This window comes from Longispora albida DSM 44784, from assembly GCF_000379825.1.
GTDB classification, from domain to species: domain Bacteria; phylum Actinomycetota; class Actinomycetes; order Mycobacteriales; family Micromonosporaceae; genus Longispora; species Longispora albida.
The window spans coordinates 452,223-468,370 of record NZ_KB903813.1 but is presented as its reverse complement, the minus strand read 5'-3'; the positions used below and the strand labels follow the sequence as shown (position 1 = coordinate 468,370).

The window sequence follows — 16,148 nt, the reverse complement described above, 5'->3', positions numbered from 1 at the left end:
CGTTAGAGCGTAGCCAGCGCCTCCGAGGTGACCTCGGTGAGCGGCAGCCCGGTGACCTCCGAGGGCGTGAACCAGCACGCCTCGCAGGTCGAGCCGGCCGTGTCGTACACCCTCGGCGCGACCGGGTTGTCCACCATCACCCGGTAGAAGGCGCGGACGCCGTGCCAGTCGATCGGGTACCCCTCGGGCCCGATCTGCGCCTCGTCGCGGTGGCTGGCCACGCCGAGCAGCGCCAGCAGCCGCCCGCGCTGGCCGGTCTCCTCGGTCAGCTCACGCATCAGTGCCGGGCCGGGCTGCTCGCCGAAGTCGATGCCGCCGCCCGGCAGGTGCCAGCGGCCGGCTCCCGGGTACCCCTCGGACACCCGGGTGAGCAGCACACGGCCGCCCGGGTCGGTGGCGACGGCGTAGGCGGCGAAGCGCTGGGCGCGGGGGCGGCCGTCGGGTCCGGGTACGAGAAGGAAAGACGGCAGCTCGGGCGGGTTGTCCGGCCGGAGGTCGGCCCGGGCGGCTGGCAGCCCGAGCGCCATCGCGGTGAAGGGGCGCAGGGCCAGCTGTTCCACCTCGGACGGCGTCGCCCAGCGGGCCAGGTCGGTATCGCCGGCCATCGCGTCGCGCAGGCCGCCGCCGGTCACCTTGACCTCGTAGAGCAGGCGGTCGGTGTGCAGGGCGAGCGAGCGGTGCGGCAGGGCACGCAGGTCGGAGAGGACGTCGCGGAGGCCGGTGACCGCGATGGCCAGCCCGGTCTCGGCGAGGGTCTCCCTGATCACCGCGGCCTCGGGGTGCTCGCCGTGGTCGACCCCTCCGCCGGGCAGGGACCAGGAACCCGGGTTCGCCGCGTGGGCTGCGGCCCGGACCAGCAGGACACTGCCTGCGGAATCTGTGCAAATGCCGTACGCGGCGATGCGGCGCAGCGGCTCCAGCGCGGGGGTCATGAAAGACAAGTCTGACGACAGCGGATGGCCCAAGGTCAAGAGTTTGGCGGACTTTTGACAGCGATTGCCGTTTTCTTACACGGTACGCCGAGCGCTGTCCGATGGGTCACTCGCGGTGTCAGGGTTGGGGCTCAGGGTCGATCTCAGGGCAAGCACCGATGCAGCTCAGCAGGTCAGAGCCGCATTCTTGGTGGCATGACAGCCACTACCGTGAAGCAGCTCCGCCGCTCTCGCACCGACCGGAAACTGACCGGAGTTTGTGCGGGCGTGGCCAAGTACTTCGACATCGACCCGACCGCCGTCCGCGTCCTGTTCATCGTCTCGGTGTTCTTCACCGGCGGCTGGTCGCTCCTGGCGTACCTGGGCGCGTGGATCGTGATGCCCGACGAGCCGGCCATGCCGGCCCCGGCGGCCGCCCCGCTCTGGTACCCGACCGGCACGTACGTCCCGCCGGCCTACGCCACGCAGCCGGCCCCGTTCGCCCCGGGCGAGCCGGTCGCCCCGAGCGCGCCGGTCAGGCCGGAGCCCGTGGTGGAGGAGCCCTACGTTCCGGAGCCGGTCGCCGCCGAGCCGGTGGCTGAGGAGGTGCCGGCGAACGCCGCTGGCACACCGGAGGCCAGCGAGACCAAGGTCCTTCCGCAGGTGGAGGACGAGAAGAAGTAACCCGCACCGAAACTGCGGAGCCCACCACGGCTATTCAGCAGCGTGGTGGGCTCCGCAGACTTTCAGGTTACTCCCATTCGATGGTGCCCGGCGGCTTGCTCGTCACGTCGAGGGTCACCCGGTTGACCTCGGACACCTCGTTGGTGATCCGGGTGGAGATCCGGGCGATCAGGTCGTAGGGCAGGCGCGACCAGTCGGCGGTCATCGCGTCCTCGCTGGAGACCGGGCGGAGCACGACCGGGTGGCCGTAGGTCCGGCCGTCACCCTGGACGCCCACCGAGCGGACGTCGGCGAGCAGCACCACGGGGAACTGCCACACGTCGCGGTCCAGCCCGGCGTTGGTCAGCTCCTGGCGGGCGATCAGGTCGGCGGCCCGCAGGATGTCGAGGCGCTCCTGGTCGACGGCGCCGATGATCCGGATCGCCAGGCCGGGGCCCGGGAACGGGTGCCGCCAGATCATCTCCGGCGGCAGGCCCAGTTCGAGGCCGATCGTGCGGACCTCGTCCTTGAACAGCGTGCGCAGCGGCTCGACCAGCGCGAACTTGAGGTCGTCCGGCAGGCCGCCGACGTTGTGGTGCGACTTGATGTTCGCGGTACCGGTGCCGCCGCCCGACTCGACCACGTCCGGGTAGAGCGTGCCCTGGACCAGGAACTCCACGCCCTCGGCAGCCAGCTCGCGTGCGGCCTGCTCGAAGCACCGGATGAACTCGCGGCCAATGATCTTGCGCTTCTCCTCGGGGTCGGTCACCCCGGCCAGCGCACCCAGGAACTGGTCCTGAGCGTTGAAGACCCGCAGCTTGATGCCGGTGGCGGCCACGTAGTCGTTCTCGACCTGCTCGGCCTCGCCGGCCCGCAGCAGCCCGTGGTCGACGAAGACGCAGGTGAGCTGGTCGCCGACGGCCTTGTGCACGAGGGCTGCGGCCACAGCGGAGTCCACGCCGCCGGACAGCGCGCACAGCACCTGCTTGTCGCCGACCTGCTCGCGGATCCGGGCGACCTGCTCCTCGATCACGTTCGCGGAGGTCCACTCGGGGGCGATGCCGGCGATGTCGTAGAGGAAGTGCTCCAGCACGGTCTGGCCGTGTGCGCTGTGCATGACCTCCGGGTGGTACTGGACGCCGGCGAAGCCGCGCGCCACGTTCTCGAAGGCAGCGACCGGCGCGCCGTCGGAGGTCGCGGTGACCGTGAAGCCGGACGGGGCCTCCGACACGCTGTCGCCGTGGCTCATCCAGACGGAGAGCTCGGCCGGGAGGCCGTCGAACAGGGTGCCGGGCGTGGTCACGGCCAGCGGCGTACCGCCGAACTCGCGCAGCCCGGTCTTGGCGACCTTGCCGCCGAGGGCCAGCGCCATCGCCTGGAAGCCGTAGCAGATGCCGAACACCGGGGTACCGGCCTCGAACAGTGCGGCGTCGACCTGGGGGGCGCCGGGCTCGTACACGCTCGACGGGCCGCCGGACAGGATGATGGCCGCCGGGTTCTTGGCGAGCATCTCGGCGACCGGCATCGAGGACGGCACGATCTCGGAGTACACCCGGGCCTCGCGGACCCGGCGGGCGATCAACTGGGCGTACTGCGCCCCAAAATCAACGACGAGAACGGGCTGCATGGCAAAAGCCTAGTCACCTGGGCCGGGCCGCCGGACAGCTCCCCCGGAGTCTGTGGTTTTTCGCGTCCGGCATCTTCACACGCCGATCCCGCGCAGGGTGACCTGGACGACTTCCTCCAGCTCTTCGGGGGTGGGGGCTGGCAGCCTGCCCAGTGCCCTGGTGAGCAGCAGCCCGTTGAACAGCTCGATCAGGAGCCGGGCGTCGGCTCCTGATCGCGCCTGCCCGTCGGCCACGGCCCGGTCGAGCATCCGCTGGGCGGCCTCGGCCCGGCGTTCCATGCCGGTACGGAGCAGGGCTGCCACCTGCGGGTTGCGGGCCGACTCCATCGCGAGGGTGCGTACCCAGGCCATCCCGGCCTCGCTCATCATCATGGCGACGGCCGAGGCGTAGATGGCCCGCAGGTCGGCTTCGAGCGAGCCGCTGCCGGGGAGGGGTACCTGGTCGTCGAGGAGGAGCGCGAAGGCTTCGAGGATCAGGTCGTCCTTGCTGGCCCAGCGGCGGTACACGGTCGCCTTGGCCACGCCTGCCCGCCGGGCGACCTCGTCGACCGTGGTGGCCTCGAAGCCGGCCTCGAAGAGGAGTGCCGCCGCGGCCCTGCGTACCCGGTCGGCCACTTCCGGATCGCGGGGCCGCCCCCGCTGGACTCCGTCGTCCGTCACGTTCACCCGCCTGTCGCCGCGCCTGCCTTGTCCGCTGGGGCCTGCTCCGTAGCGGGTACCGCGTGATGGGGTAGCCAGATCAGGGCGACGAGCGCACCGAGCGCGCACAACCCGACCGACACCCAGCTCACGACCTGCAACCCTTCGAAGAAGGCCTGGAACGCGACGGTACGCAGCTGCCCGCCGCCGACCGGCAGGCTGTCCGCGACCCGCATCGCGCCCTGGACATTGTCCTTGGCTGGCCCGGCGGCCTCGGGAGGCAGGCCCCGCACTGCCCCGGCCATGTCGCCGCGATAGACGGAGTTGATGATCGAGCCGAGGACCGCGACGCCGAGCGCCCCGCCGACCTGGCGTACCGCGTCGTTGACGGCGGAGCCGACTCCGGCCTTCTCGACGGGCAGCGAGCCCATCACCGCCTCCGTGGCCGGCCCCATCGCGAACGACATCCCGAAGCCCATCAGCAGCACGCTGGCCAGCACCCGGCCGTATCCGGAGTGGACAGTCCCCTCCGCGATCACCACGAACGAGGCCCCGAGCAGCACCAGCCCGAACACCGCAGGGATCTTCTCCCCGATCCGCTGGGCGATCGCCATCGCGAGCGGGGCGCCGAGCACGAGCCCGGCGGCGATCGGCATGATCCGCATCCCGGCCTCGAAGGCGTCGTACCCCATCACGGTCTGGAGGTAGATCGACAGGAAGAACGCCGAGCCCATCAGCACGAAGAAGACCAGCGTGATCGCCACGGCCGGTACGGAGAACCTGCGGTTGCCGAAGAAGCGGATGTCGAGCATCGGGTTCGGGTGCCGCAGCTCCCACACCGCGAACGCGGTCAGCACGACGACAGCGACACCGAACCCGGTCACGACCTTCGCCGAGCCCCAGCCGTGCCCGGGCGCCTCGATGATCGCCCACACGAGGGCGACGAGCCCGACGACGCTCAGCGCGCCGCCGGCCAGGTCGAGCTTCGGAGCGTTCTCGTCCCGCGACTCGGGGACGATCAGGAGCGTCCCGATCAGGCCTACCACGACGACCGGGATGTTGATGACGAAGACGCTGGCCCAGGAGTAGTGGTCGAGCAGGTAGCCGCCGAGGGCAGGCCCGGCGGCGATGCCCAGGCCGGAGACGCCGGCCCAGATGCCGATGGCCGACTTGCGTTCCTTCGGCTCGGTGAAGGAGTTCGTGAGGATGGACAGGGTGCTCGGCATGATCAGGGCCGCGCCGACGCCCATCACCGTGCGGGCCGCGATGAGCTGCTCGGGACTGGTGCACAGCGCTGCCCACACCGAGGCCGCCCCGAAGATCAGGAGGCCGCCGACCAGTGCCTTGCGGCGGCCGTACTTGTCGCCCCACGCACCGGCCAGCAGCAGGAGCCCGGCGAAGGCCAGCGTGTAGGCGTCGACGATCCACTGGAGCTCGCCGGCTGTCGCGTTCAGCTCGCGTTGCAGGGTGGCGAGCGCGACGTTCAGGACGGTGTTGTCCAGGCCGATGATCAGGAGGGACACGCAGAGCACGCCGAGCGTGGCCCAGCGCCGCCGGTGGATGACCGCAGCGTCCATCGCCGCCTCACTTCCGATACCGAGGAGTCTAGGAATAGAAACTAGACTCCCCAGTCTCGGAAAGCTATCGCTTGATGAGCCTCAATGCGGCCGGGGCCGAGGCTGGCACGACCGGCGACTCCGGGGCCACCGCCGCCACCTGCGCGTAGGCGGAGCCGGGCTCCGGGCGCGGGTCGGCGCCGCCCTTGTTCGGCCAGAAGGACATGGCCCGTTCCGCCTGGGCCGCGATGGTCAGCGAGGGGTTGACGCCGAGGTTGGCGCTCACGGCCGCGCCGTCCACGACGTGCAGGCCCTCGTAGCCGTGGACGCGGTGATAGGGGTCGATGACACCCTCGGCAGCCGTCGCCCCGATCGCGCAGCCGCCCAGGATGTGCGCCGTCAGCGGGATGTTGAACAGGTCGTTCCATGTACCGCCGGCCACGCCGCCCATCTTCTCCGCGAGCCGCCGGACGGCCTCGTTGCCCGCCGGGATCCAGCTCGGGTTCGGCTCGCCGTGGCCCTGGCGGCTGGTGAGCTTGCGGCGGCCGTACCAGGTCCGCTTCTGCCGGACGGTCAGCGAGTTGTCCCGGGCCTGCATGACCAGCGCGATGATGGTCCGCTCCGACCACTTGCGGATCGACAGCGCCCGCAGCGTCCTCGGCTCGCGGATCAGGGTGGCGATGCCGACCAGCCAGCGCGGCCAGCGTGAGCCGCCGTCGGTCAGCACGGTCTGGAGCAGGCCCATCGCGTTGGAGCCCTTGCCGTAGCGCACCGGCTCGATGTGCGTGTGCTCGTCGGGGTGGAAGGAACTGGTGATCGCCACGCCGTCCGTGAAGTCCGCGTCCTTGGAGAACGACCGCGCGCCGATCAGCGACTCCGAGTTGGTCCTGGTCAGGTAGCCGAGCCGGTCCGACAGGCCGGGCAGCTCACCGTTGTTCTTCAGCTTGTGCAGCAGTCGCTGCGTCCCCAGCGCCCCTGCGGCGAAGATGACGTGGTCGGCGGTGAAACCCTTCCGCTTGTACCCTCCGGTGCGCCGCGCCCCGATCGTGTAGCCGCCCCCGGCCCCCGGGGCCACCGAGGTGACCGTGGTGAGGGGATGGACGACGACGCCGGCCTTCTCAGCGAGGTACAGGTAATTCTTGACCAGGGTGTTCTTGGCGTTGAACCGGCAGCCGGTCATGCAGGCGCCGCACTCCCGGCAGGCGTCCCGCGCGGGTCCTTCGCCGCCGAAGAAGGGGTCGATGCCGGGCTGTCCGAAGTAGACGCCGACCGGCGTGGGGTGGAAGGTCTCCCCGACGCCCATGTCCTCGGCCACGGCCTTGATCAGGACGTCGGCGCTGGTCAGGCGGCCGTAGGTGGTGACGCCGAGCATCCGCTTGGCCTGGTCGTAGTGCGGGGCCAGCTCGGCCTTCCAGTCGGTGATGCCAGCCCACTGCCTGTCCGCGAAGAACTGCGGCAGCGGCTCGTACAGCGTGTTGGCGTAGACCAGGCTGCCCCCGCCGACGCCGGAGCCGGACAGGATCAGCGCGTCGCGCAGCAGGTTGATCCGCTGGATGCCGAAGAAGCGGAGTTTCGGCGCCCACAGGAAGCTCCGCAGCCGCCAGGACGTCTTCGGGAACTCGTGGTCGGCGAACCGCCGCCCGGCCTCCAGCACCGCGACCGAGTAGCCCTTCTCTGCCAGCCGGAGCGCCGAGACGCTGCCACCGAAGCCCGAGCCGATGATCACGACATCGAAGTGCGCCTTTTCCGCCATGACGGGGATGCTACCGATCGGTAGCATCCCCGCGATAGTGCAGCGTGCGTACTAGTTGACGCTGACGGCTGACCAGGCGGCCGCCACAGCGTTGTACTCGGCGCTACCGGCCCCGTACAGGTCCGTGGCCGCGTTCAGGGTCGCCACGCGGGCACCCTTGTAGTCCGTGCGGGAGGTCATGTGCACGGTCAGCGCGCGGTACCAGATCTTGCCGGCCTTGTCGTTGCCGATCCCGGAGACCGACGAGCCGTCGCAGGTCGGGCTGTTGCCCCACTGCGAGGAGCCGGAGCCGACCGCGAGCAGGTAGAAGAAGTGGTTGGCCACGCCGGAGGACAGGTGCACGTCGAGGCGCCCGACCTTGTTGTACCAGCAGTCAGCCGACCGGCCGTCCCGCGAGGGCTGGTCCATGTAGCGCAGCGAGGTCCCGTTGGTCCGCAGCATCTCGCCGATCAGGTAGTCGGGGGCGTCGTTCGGGTTGTTCGCGTAGAACTCGACGAGCGTGCCGAAGATGTCGGAGGTGGCCTCGTTGAGCCCGCCCGGCTCGCCCCGGTAGACCAGGCCGGCCGAGTTGCTGGTGACGCCGTGGCTCATCTCGTGGCCGGCCACGTCGATCGAGGTCAGTGGGTGCCAGCCCTGGGCCAGGTCACCGTCGCCGTAGGTCATGCAGAAGCACTGGTCCGACCAGAAGGCGTTGATGTACTTGGAACCGTAGTGCACCCGGCTGTACGCGCCGACTCCGTCGTTGCGGATGCCGTTACGGCCGTGCACGTTCTTGTAGTAGTCCCAGGTCATGGCCACGCCGTAGTGAGCGTCGACACCGACGGCAGCCGGGTGCGTCGTCGAGCCGTCGCCGAAGACGTCGCTGGCCGACGTGTAGATGGAGCCGTTGCCGTTCGTGGCGCCGTTCAGGTTGGTGGTGTAGCCGCCGCCCCGCGCGCCGTCCCGCAGCTCGAAGGTGCCGCCGGCCGCCGTGGAGCCGACCGGCACGGTACCGACGTGGTAGCCGTGGCCGGTACCGGCCGCGATGCCCTCCCAGGAGTCGAGGACGGAGCCGCTGTTCGCGTCCACGATCACGTGCAGCTCGCTCGGGGTCTGGTCGGCGTGCACGCCACCCACGACGACCTCGTAGGCCAGCTTCGACGTACCGTCCGGCGCGAACACCACGAGCTGCGTGCCGTCAGCCTGCCTGCCGGACGCGGTCGACTCGCTGACGGCCCTGGCCTCGGCGGCCTCGATCGCGATGCCCGGCTGGGTGCTCAGCTTCGGGGTGTGGCTGAGGGTCTGGCTGATGCCGCGCCAGCCGCCCCGCCGGTCCTGGTGCAGGACGAAGTCGCCGCCGACCACGGGCAGGCCGCGGTAGTACCGGTGCATCCGGACGTGGCTGGCCCCGTCGGGGTCGACCACGGTGTTCTTCACGAGGAAGGTCTGGTCGGCGTCGGCGCGCGCCTCCCCGGCGTGCGACTTGAGCAGGCCGAGCGCGTTGGGTACCCGGTCGCTGGCCGCGAGGACCGGCGAGGCGTTCAGCAGGGGCACGAGCGCGGCTGACAGGACCACTGTGGACAGTGCTGCGGTAGTTCTGCGCATCTAAACCATCCAGGGGCTACGACGGCACGCCTGAGGAGGCGGGCCTGGGGATGCCCTTGAGGCTGCCGCCCGGCGACCGCCGAGTAAACGGAAGCCGGGCCGGTTTAATGGCATACAAACAATATGTCCACTTTGGGTAGTTAGCTGGCTACCCACAGCGAACGGCCGCTCCCTCACCCATCGCGAGGAAGCGGCCGTTCGTTGCCGTACTTAAGGAATATTTATGCGAAACGATATTCCGGGCGGATCAGACGCGGATCAGATGTCGAGAACCAGCTCGACCTTCTGGAACTCCTTCACGTCCCGGTAGCCGCACTTGGCCATCGCCCGCTTGAGCCCGCCGAACAGGTTCAGCACGCCGGTCGGGTCGTCGGCCGGGCCGTAGAGGACCTCCTCCAGCGTGCCCAGCGGCTCGTCCCCGGCCTCGTACATGCCACGGGGCAGCTTCGGGTGGCTGGCCGAGGCGTGCCACCAGGCCCCACCCGCCGGGGAACCCTCGGCGTGCGAGAGCGGCTGGCCGAGCATCACGGCGTCGGCGCCACAGGCCAGGGCCCGCGCGACGTCACCGGAGGTGGAGATGTCCCCGTCGGCGATCAGGTGCACGTACCGGCCACCCGTCTCGTCCAGGTAGTCCCGGCGGGCCGCTGCGGCGTCGGCGATCGCGGAGGCCATCGGCACCCGGATACCGAGCACCTGGTCCGTCGTGGACCACTCGTCGGAACCGGTACCGACGATGACGCCGGCCGCGCCGGTCCGCATCAGGTGCAGGGCCGTCTGGTAGTTGGTGCAGCCGCCCACGATCACCGGCAGGTCGAGATCCGCGATGAACTCCTTGAGGTTCAGCGGCTCGTCCATCGTGGACACGTGCTCGGCGGACACGATGGTGCCCTGGATGACCAGCAGGTCGACCCCGGCGTCCAGGATGACCGGCGCGAGGGCCAGGGTGTGCTGCGGCGACACCCGGACCGCCACGGTGCCCCCGCCCAGCCGGATCTCCCGGACGCGCTCGGCGATCAGCTCCGGCTTGATCGGCTCGGCGTAGATCTCCTGGAGCCGGGCTGTGCTCGGCTGGTCCAGGTCGCCCAGCTCCTCCAGGATCTTCGACGGGTCCTCGTACCGGCACCACAGGCCCTCGGCGTTGAGCACACCCAGCCCGCCCAGGCGGCCCAGCGACACCACGGTCGCCGGGCTCATCGTGGCGTCCGACGGGTGGGCGACACACGGGATCTCGAACCGGTACGCGTCCAGCTGCCACGCTGTGGAGACGTCGTCGACATCCCGGGTACGGCGGCTCGGCACGATGGCGACATCCGACAGGTGGTACCCACGACGGGCGGCCTTACCCAGGCCAATCTCGACGACGTCTCGCACGGCTAGCGCTCCTTCTAGCGGGAGTGGTAGTTGGGCGCCTCGACGGTCATCTGGATATCGTGCGGGTGGGACTCCTTGAGCCCTGCCGACGTGATCCGGATGAGATTGCCCCGCCGCTGCAACTCACTGATGCTAACGGCACCGCAGTAGTAGAGGGCCTGCCCCAGCCCGCCAACCAACTGGTGGGCCACGCTGGCGACCGGGCCACGGTACGGAACCTGGCCCTCGATACCCTCCGGGACCAGCTTGTCCTCGGCCACGTCCTGCTGGAAGTAACGGTCCTTCGAGTACGACCGGCGCTCGCCACGGCTCTGCATCGCGCCCAGCGAGCCCATGCCCCGGTACGACTTGAACTGCTTGCCGTTGATGAAGATCAGCTCGCCGGGGGACTCCTCGCAGCCAGCCAGCAGCGAGCCCAGCATCACGGTGTCGGCACCGGCCACGATGGCCTTGGCGATGTCACCGGAGTACTGCATGCCGCCGTCTCCGATCACCGGCACGCCGAGCGGCTGGCAGGCCCGGGCTGCCTCCATGATCGCGGTGACCTGCGGCACACCGACGCCGGCCACGACCCGGGTGGTACAGATCGAGCCGGGGCCGACCCCGACCTTCACCGCGTCGGCGCCGGCCTCGGCGAGCGCCTTGGCGCCGGCGTAGGTGGCGACGTTACCGGCGACGATGTCGACGGCCGTCTCCTTCTTCAGCTGCTTGACCAGGTCGATCAGCGGCCGGGAGTGCCCGTGCGCCACGTCGATCATGACCACGTCCACGCCGGCCTCGATCAGGGCCCGCGCCCGCTTGTACCCGTCCTCGCCGACCCCGACGGCCGCAGCGACCCGCAGGCGGCCGGCGTCGTCCTTGGTGGCCTTCGGGTACTGCTCGCTCTTCGTGAAGTCCTTGACCGTGATCAGGCCGCCGAGCTTGCCGGAGGCGTCGACCAGCGGGAGCTTCTCGACCTTGTGCTGCTGGAGCAGCCCGAGCGCCACGTCCTTCGTCACGCCGACCGGCGCGGTGACCAGCGGCATCTTCGTCATGATCTCGCGGACCGGCGTGCTCGCGTCCGACACGAACCGCATGTCCCGGTTGGTAACGATGCCAACCAGGATGCCGTTCGCGTCGGTGACCGGCACACCCGAGATCCGGAACTTGGCGCACAGCGTGTCCACGTCGCGGAGGGTGTCGTCCGGCGAACAGGTCACCGGGTTGGTGATCATGCCGGATTCCGAGCGCTTCACCAGATCGACCTGGGTGGCCTGGTCCTCGACCGACAGGTTGCGGTGCAGGACCCCGATGCCGCCGTTGCGGGCCATCGCGATCGCCATCCGGGACTCGGTGACCGTGTCCATGGCGCTGGAGACCAGCGGGATCTCCAGGAAAATATTCTTGGTGAGCCGGGTCTTCGTGCTGGTCGAGCCGGGTTCGATATCGGCTTCGGCCGGCAGGAGGAGGACGTCGTCAAACGTCAGGCCCAGTGGCAGAGCGGTCATGGCGGAGGTGTCCGATTCCAGATGCTGCGGCATACGCAATCGTACCCAGGGTGACGGCAGCGCTCGGTGTGGACCCCCTCACTGCACGCCAGGGGTCTCAGTCCCCCGGCGTGTCGGCGAGGACGTCCTGCACACCGTCCGCGTACCCCCGGGCGTAGTCCCAGGTCACGTAGTGCTCCGGATCCGGATTGAAGGCCGGCTCGTGCACCCGTGGCCTGCCGTCGTCGAGGAGGTGCCGCAGGTTCGCCCGCAGCAGCTCCCAGTCGAAGTAGTGGGGCTCCCGGCAGTCCTCACAGTCGACGACCAGGCCCCGGATGCCAGAGGGCTCCAGCAGGGCCTGGTACAGCTCCAGGTCCTCCAGGTCCTCGAGGACGTCCTGCTTCTCGTCCTCGGACAACGGGTCGGCGGGATCGGCTGGGTCCATCCCGGCTGAGGGGTCCCCAGGATCGCCGGCGAAGGGGTCCATCGGCTCATCATGCACCCCTTCAGGATAGTGCCGACCCGGTGTGGGCAACGATGCGCGCGTTGGATAGTCACCTGAATACAACACCGGTATTCAGGTGACTATCCGCCTTCGCCTCCTTGCCCACACCGGGCCACCGCGCCTCAGATCAAGATCAAATTCTGAAGATCAGAAGCTTGTGTGCGTACTGGTGGGGGCGTGGCCGAGGGTGCGGATCGTGAGGGGTGGGGTGGCGCGGCGGGGTGAGGCTGGGCGCTGGCCGCGGGGCTTGGTGACGGCGTGCTGGGCAGGTGTGGTGAGCACGGTGGCGGCCGGGCTGGCGCGCTCGACCAGCGGGGCGGTGTCCTGGTCGCGGTTGCGGCCGTGACCATTGCCGTTGCCGTTCCCTGGCAGGACCGGGGTGGTCGTCACGCTGGCCGTACGGGTGGCCGGCACCTTGTCGCGGCCCTTGTCCTTGCCCTTGTCGCCGCCGCCCTGGTTGCCGGGGTCACCGGGGTTGTCCCCAGGGTTATCCACAGGCCCGGAGGGGGTGGGCCTGGCCGGTGCCGTGCCGCCGGCCGGGGGCTTGGGCGTGGTACCGGGAGCTGGGGGCACCACGACGCGCTGGTCGTTCTCGCGGAGCCGGTCGGCGCGCTCCCGCAGGCGCTTGGCCGCGTCGGAGGACGTGACCCGGCCCAGCTGCTCGTCGGCGGTGGCCAGGTGCTCGGCGGCCTCGGCCGTCCGGCCCTCGGCTGCCGCTGTCTCCGCACGGCGCAGGGCGCGTTCCGTGGCGATCTCGGCCTGCACGGAGGCTGCCCGGTCGGAGTACACGAGCTTGGTGACGGGCCAGAGTGTGTCGCCGGGCCGGGCGCTGCCTGCCGCTGCGACCCCGCTGATCCCGGCCGCCAGTACGGCGGCGGCAGCGGCGGCCACCAGCATCCGGCGGCGGCGGTGCCGGCGGGGAGCCAGCGGCAGCACCTCGGCCACGTCCGGCACGTCTTCCGTGACCGGTACGGCCGGGCGGATCGCCGGGGCTCCTTCGCCCTCGGCCAGGTCGGCCCGCCACGTGGCGAGCATGCCGAGCAGCCGGTCCCCCTCGGGGGCCGCCTCGCCACGGCCGAGCGCGTCGAGGGCGGAGTCGTCCGCTGTGACCTCGTCGAACGCGCTCATGCCGTCACCTCCTCCTCAGCGAAGGCCCGCAGCCGGGCCAGAGCCCGGTGCTGTGCCACCCGGACGGCACCCGGCTTCATGCCGAGCGCCACCCCCGTCTCCTCCGCGGTCAGCCCTACGGCGACCCGGAGCAGGATGATCTCCCGATGAGCTGGCGAGAGCCGGTCCAGCAGCGCGGTGAGCTGCCGGGACAGGTCGGCTGCCAGCGCGCGCCCCTCGGGGCCCACGTCGGTGTCCGGCCGTTCCGGTACCGACTCCACCGGCGCGACCTGCAGCGCCCGGGTCGCGGCCCGGTGCGCGTCGGTCACCTTGTGCCCGGCGATCCCGAACACGAAGGCCGCGAACGGCCGGCCCATGTCCCGGTACCGGGGCAGCGCGGCCAGCACAGCCAGGCAGACCTCCTGGGCGACGTCGTCGGCGGTCACGAACCCGCCGCCCACCCGGCCCAGCCGCGCGCGGCAGTACCGCACGATCATCGGCCGTAACTGGGTGAGCAGGTCCGCAGTCGCCTGGGAGTCCCCGGCTGCCGCACGGCTGGCCAGCTCGGTGAGCGCATCCTCTCCGAACATCGTCAGCAGCGGACCCTTCGTTACGGCTTGAGCGGGCGTGCCGGGGCGCCTCTCGCACAGCCTCCGGCACAAGGCATGTCCTCGCACCGTAGCGAACGCGGGCGAGGCGCAAAAGTGCCACTGATCCGCTGATAGGTACGGGCAAGGAAAAAGGGCACCGGATCGGTGCCCTTTTTCTTACCTCGCCTTTGCGTTACCGGACGGTACGGCCGGGCAGGTTCTTAGTGCGAGTGGCCGTGGTGACCGTGCCCGTGAGCTGCGGCCTCCTGCTCGGCCGGCTTCTCGACCACCAGTGCTTCGGTGGTGATCAGGAGGCTGGCGATGCTGGCGGCGTTGGCGACGGCGCTGCGGGTCACCTTGACCGGGTCGACGATGCCCGCGGCGAGCAGGTCGACGTACTCACCGGTCGCGGCGTTGAGGCCCTGGCCCCACGGCAGGGCGCGAACCTTGCCGACCACCACGTAGCCCTCGTGGCCGGCGTTCTCCGCGATCCAGCGCAGCGGCTCGTCGAGCGCCTTGCGGACCAGCCGGACGCCGATGGCCTCTTCGCCCGTGAGGCCGAGGTCCTTCTCCAGCACCTCGGCAGCCTGGACGAGCGCGGCGCCGCCGCCGGGGACGATGCCCTCCTCGACCGCTGCCTTGGTCGCCGCGATGGCGTCCTCGATCCGGTGCTTCTTCTCCTTCATCTCGACCTCGGTCGCGGCACCGACCTTGATGACCGCGACGCCCTTGCCGAGCTTGGCCAGGCGCTCGGACAGCTTCTCGCGGTCCCAGTCGGAGTCGGAGGCCTCGATCTCGGCCTTGATCTTCGAGGCCTGCGCTGCGATGGCCTCAGCCGTGCCGCCACCCTCGACGATCGTGGTGTTGTCCTTGGTCACCACGACGCGGCGGGCGGTGCCCAGCATGTCGAGGGTGACCGAGTCCAGCTTGTGGCCCAGGTCGGCGGTGATCACGGTGCCGCCGGTGAGGACGGCGAAGTCCTCCAGCATCGCCTTGCGGCGGTCGCCGAAGCCGGGAGCCTTGACCGAGACCGACTTGAAGGTCTTGCGGACCGCGTTCACCACGAGGGTGGACAGGGCCTGGCCCTCGACGTCCTCGGCGACGATCAGGAGCTGCTTGTTCGCGCCGATGACCTTCTCCAGCAGCGGGAGCAGTTCCTCCAGCGCGGAGATCTTCTGGCCGGTGAGCAGGATGTAGGGGTCCTCCAGGACCGCCTCGCCCGCCTCCGGGTCCGTCACGAAGTGCGGGGAGATGAAGCCCTTGTCGAACTGGAGACCCTCGGTGACCTCCAGCTCGGTGGTCAGGGTCGAGCCCTCCTCGACGGTGATGACACCGTCGCGGCCGACCCGCTCCATGCCCTCGGCCAGCAGCTCGCCGATCGTGGAGTCCTGGGCGGAGATGGTGGCGACGCTGGCGATGGCCTCCTTGGTGGAGACCTCGACCGAGCGGTCCAGCAGGGCGCTGGAGACGGCAGCGACAGCCGCGTCGACGCCGCGCTTGATGCCGCCGGGGTTCGCGCCGGCCGCCACGTTGCGCAGGCCCTCGCGGACCATCGCCTGGGCGAGCACCGTCGCGGTGGTCGTGCCGTCACCCGCGACGTCGTTGGTCTTCGTCGCGACCTCCTTGGCGAGCTGCGCGCCAAGGTTCTCGTACGGGTTGGTGAGCTCGATCTCCTTGGCGATGGTCACGCCGTCGTTGGTGATGAGCGGGGCACCGAACTTCTTGTCCAGCACGACGTTGCGGCCCTTGGGGCCGAGGGTCACCCGGACAGCGTTGGCGAGGGTGTCCACGCCGTGCTCGAGCAGGTGACGGGCGTCGTCGGAGAAGCTGAGGATCTTCGCCATGATCTGCGGTTCCTTTCCGCGCGGCTAGCGCAAAGAAGGATGGGCCACCCGGTGCGGGTGACCCATCCTTCATGACTACTTCTCGACGACCGCGAGAACGTCGCGGGCCGACAGGATCAGGTACTCCTCACCGGCGTACTTGACCTCGGTGCCGCCGTACTTCGAGTAGATGACCACGTCGCCGACCTTGACGTCCAGCGGGACGCGGGCGCCGTTGTCGTCGAAGCGGCCCGGGCCGACAGCCAGGACGGTGCCCTCCTGGGGCTTCTCCTTGGCGGTGTCGGGGATCACGAGGCCGGAGGCGGTGGTGGTCTCAGCCTCGTTCGCCTGGACCACGATGCGGTCCTCGAGAGGCTTGATCGCAACCTTGGTCGCGGTGCTCATGGACATACCCTCCTGCGGGTACTCGGTGTGTATGTCTACTCCACCGACGGCGCCGTCGTCGCGGGTCCGGAACCGCCGAGTGCTGGCACACTCAGACTGAGAGTGCTAACGGAAGGTTATGCCGACTCTGGCACTCCGTCAAGGAGAG

General features: G+C 70.0%; 14 protein-coding genes. 1 reads left to right on the top strand and 13 read right to left on the bottom strand.

The features are described 5' to 3' along the window. Window positions 1-2 precede the first annotated feature (2 nt). Complete coding sequence (locus A3G1_RS0102305; protein WP_018347842.1) at window positions 3-932, bottom strand: NUDIX domain-containing protein; 930 nt, start codon at window positions 930-932, stop codon at window positions 3-5. Window positions 933-1,127: 195 nt separating this feature from the next. Here A3G1_RS0102305 and A3G1_RS38015 point away from each other — a divergent pair, with 195 nt between their 5' ends. Then, window positions 1,128-1,595 carry a PspC domain-containing protein gene (locus A3G1_RS38015; RefSeq protein WP_083936692.1) on the top strand — a complete coding sequence of 156 codons (468 nt, stop codon included), beginning with the start codon at window positions 1,128-1,130 and terminating at the stop codon, window positions 1,593-1,595. Between the two features lie 67 nt (window positions 1,596-1,662). Here the strand turns inward: A3G1_RS38015 and guaA are convergent, their stop codons facing one another. The 12 genes from guaA to groES form a co-directional block, all read right to left on the bottom strand. Next, on the bottom strand, window positions 1,663-3,201 hold the full coding sequence (gene guaA, locus A3G1_RS0102295; RefSeq protein ID WP_026211731.1) for a glutamine-hydrolyzing GMP synthase: 1,539 nt from the start codon (window positions 3,199-3,201) through the stop codon (window positions 1,663-1,665). A 75-nt stretch (window positions 3,202-3,276) separates the two neighbouring features. Then, window positions 3,277-3,861 carry a TetR/AcrR family transcriptional regulator gene (locus A3G1_RS41070; protein ID WP_169437516.1) on the bottom strand — a complete coding sequence of 195 codons (585 nt, stop codon included), beginning with the start codon at window positions 3,859-3,861 and terminating at the stop codon, window positions 3,277-3,279. Window positions 3,862-3,863: 2 nt separating this feature from the next. Further along, window positions 3,864-5,417, bottom strand: coding sequence for a DHA2 family efflux MFS transporter permease subunit (locus tag A3G1_RS32745; RefSeq protein WP_018347838.1), 1,554 nt, complete (start codon window positions 5,415-5,417; stop codon window positions 3,864-3,866). A gap of 64 nt (window positions 5,418-5,481) precedes the next feature. After that, window positions 5,482-7,149 (bottom strand): FAD-dependent oxidoreductase, encoded by a 1,668-nt coding sequence (locus tag A3G1_RS0102280; RefSeq protein WP_018347837.1) that lies wholly within the window; start codon window positions 7,147-7,149, stop codon window positions 5,482-5,484. A gap of 51 nt (window positions 7,150-7,200) precedes the next feature. Next, window positions 7,201-8,733 (bottom strand): M4 family metallopeptidase, encoded by a 1,533-nt coding sequence (locus A3G1_RS0102275; RefSeq protein WP_026211730.1) that lies wholly within the window; start codon window positions 8,731-8,733, stop codon window positions 7,201-7,203. A 258-nt stretch (window positions 8,734-8,991) separates the two neighbouring features. Further along, a complete protein-coding gene (locus A3G1_RS0102270) occupies window positions 8,992-10,104 on the bottom strand; it encodes a GuaB3 family IMP dehydrogenase-related protein (protein ID WP_018347835.1) in 1,113 nt (370 codons plus the stop codon). Between the two features lie 14 nt (window positions 10,105-10,118). After that, window positions 10,119-11,624, bottom strand: coding sequence for an IMP dehydrogenase (guaB, locus tag A3G1_RS0102265; protein ID WP_018347834.1), 1,506 nt, complete (start codon window positions 11,622-11,624; stop codon window positions 10,119-10,121). Between the two features lie 64 nt (window positions 11,625-11,688). Continuing rightward, window positions 11,689-12,072, bottom strand: coding sequence for a DUF5319 domain-containing protein (locus tag A3G1_RS0102260; protein WP_026211728.1), 384 nt, complete (start codon window positions 12,070-12,072; stop codon window positions 11,689-11,691). Window positions 12,073-12,222: 150 nt separating this feature from the next. Further along, entirely contained in the window at window positions 12,223-13,203 is a 981-nt protein-coding gene (locus A3G1_RS38010) for a hypothetical protein (RefSeq protein ID WP_018347832.1), read from the bottom strand. Continuing rightward, a complete protein-coding gene (locus A3G1_RS0102250) occupies window positions 13,200-13,772 on the bottom strand; it encodes a sigma-70 family RNA polymerase sigma factor (RefSeq protein ID WP_018347831.1) in 573 nt (190 codons plus the stop codon). Before A3G1_RS0102250 ends, A3G1_RS38010 begins: the two co-directional genes overlap by 4 nt. Window positions 13,773-13,993: 221 nt before the next feature. Next, window positions 13,994-15,616 (bottom strand): chaperonin GroEL, encoded by a 1,623-nt coding sequence (groL, locus tag A3G1_RS0102245; protein ID WP_018347830.1) that lies wholly within the window; start codon window positions 15,614-15,616, stop codon window positions 13,994-13,996. A 75-nt stretch (window positions 15,617-15,691) separates the two neighbouring features. Beyond that, window positions 15,692-16,006: a co-chaperone GroES gene (groES, locus tag A3G1_RS0102240; protein ID WP_018347829.1), complete on the bottom strand. Its 315-nt coding sequence runs from the start codon at window positions 16,004-16,006 to the stop codon at window positions 15,692-15,694. Window positions 16,007-16,148 lie beyond the last annotated feature (142 nt).

What these genes read in the sequence shown, in the direction of transcription:
- A3G1_RS0102250 (WP_018347831.1), bottom strand. Translation starts at nt 13,772, where the DNA reads ATGTTCGGAGAGGATGCGCTCACCGAGCTGGCCAGCCGTGCGGCAGCC.
- groL (WP_018347830.1), bottom strand. Translation starts at nt 15,616, where the DNA reads ATGGCGAAGATCCTCAGCTTCTCCGACGACGCCCGTCACCTGCTCGAG.
- A3G1_RS0102305 (WP_018347842.1), bottom strand. Translation starts at nt 932, where the DNA reads ATGACCCCCGCGCTGGAGCCGCTGCGCCGCATCGCCGCGTACGGCATT.
- A3G1_RS0102280 (WP_018347837.1), bottom strand. Translation starts at nt 7,149, where the DNA reads ATGGCGGAAAAGGCGCACTTCGATGTCGTGATCATCGGCTCGGGCTTC.
- A3G1_RS38010 (WP_018347832.1), bottom strand. Translation starts at nt 13,203, where the DNA reads ATGAGCGCGTTCGACGAGGTCACAGCGGACGACTCCGCCCTCGACGCG.
- guaB (WP_018347834.1), bottom strand. Translation starts at nt 11,624, where the DNA reads ATGCCGCAGCATCTGGAATCGGACACCTCCGCCATGACCGCTCTGCCA.
- groES (WP_018347829.1), bottom strand. Translation starts at nt 16,006, where the DNA reads ATGTCCATGAGCACCGCGACCAAGGTTGCGATCAAGCCTCTCGAGGAC.
- A3G1_RS38015 (WP_083936692.1), top strand. Translation starts at nt 1,128, where the DNA reads ATGACAGCCACTACCGTGAAGCAGCTCCGCCGCTCTCGCACCGACCGG.
- A3G1_RS32745 (WP_018347838.1), bottom strand. Translation starts at nt 5,417, where the DNA reads ATGGACGCTGCGGTCATCCACCGGCGGCGCTGGGCCACGCTCGGCGTG.
- A3G1_RS0102275 (WP_026211730.1), bottom strand. Translation starts at nt 8,733, where the DNA reads ATGCGCAGAACTACCGCAGCACTGTCCACAGTGGTCCTGTCAGCCGCG.
- guaA (WP_026211731.1), bottom strand. Translation starts at nt 3,201, where the DNA reads ATGCAGCCCGTTCTCGTCGTTGATTTTGGGGCGCAGTACGCCCAGTTG.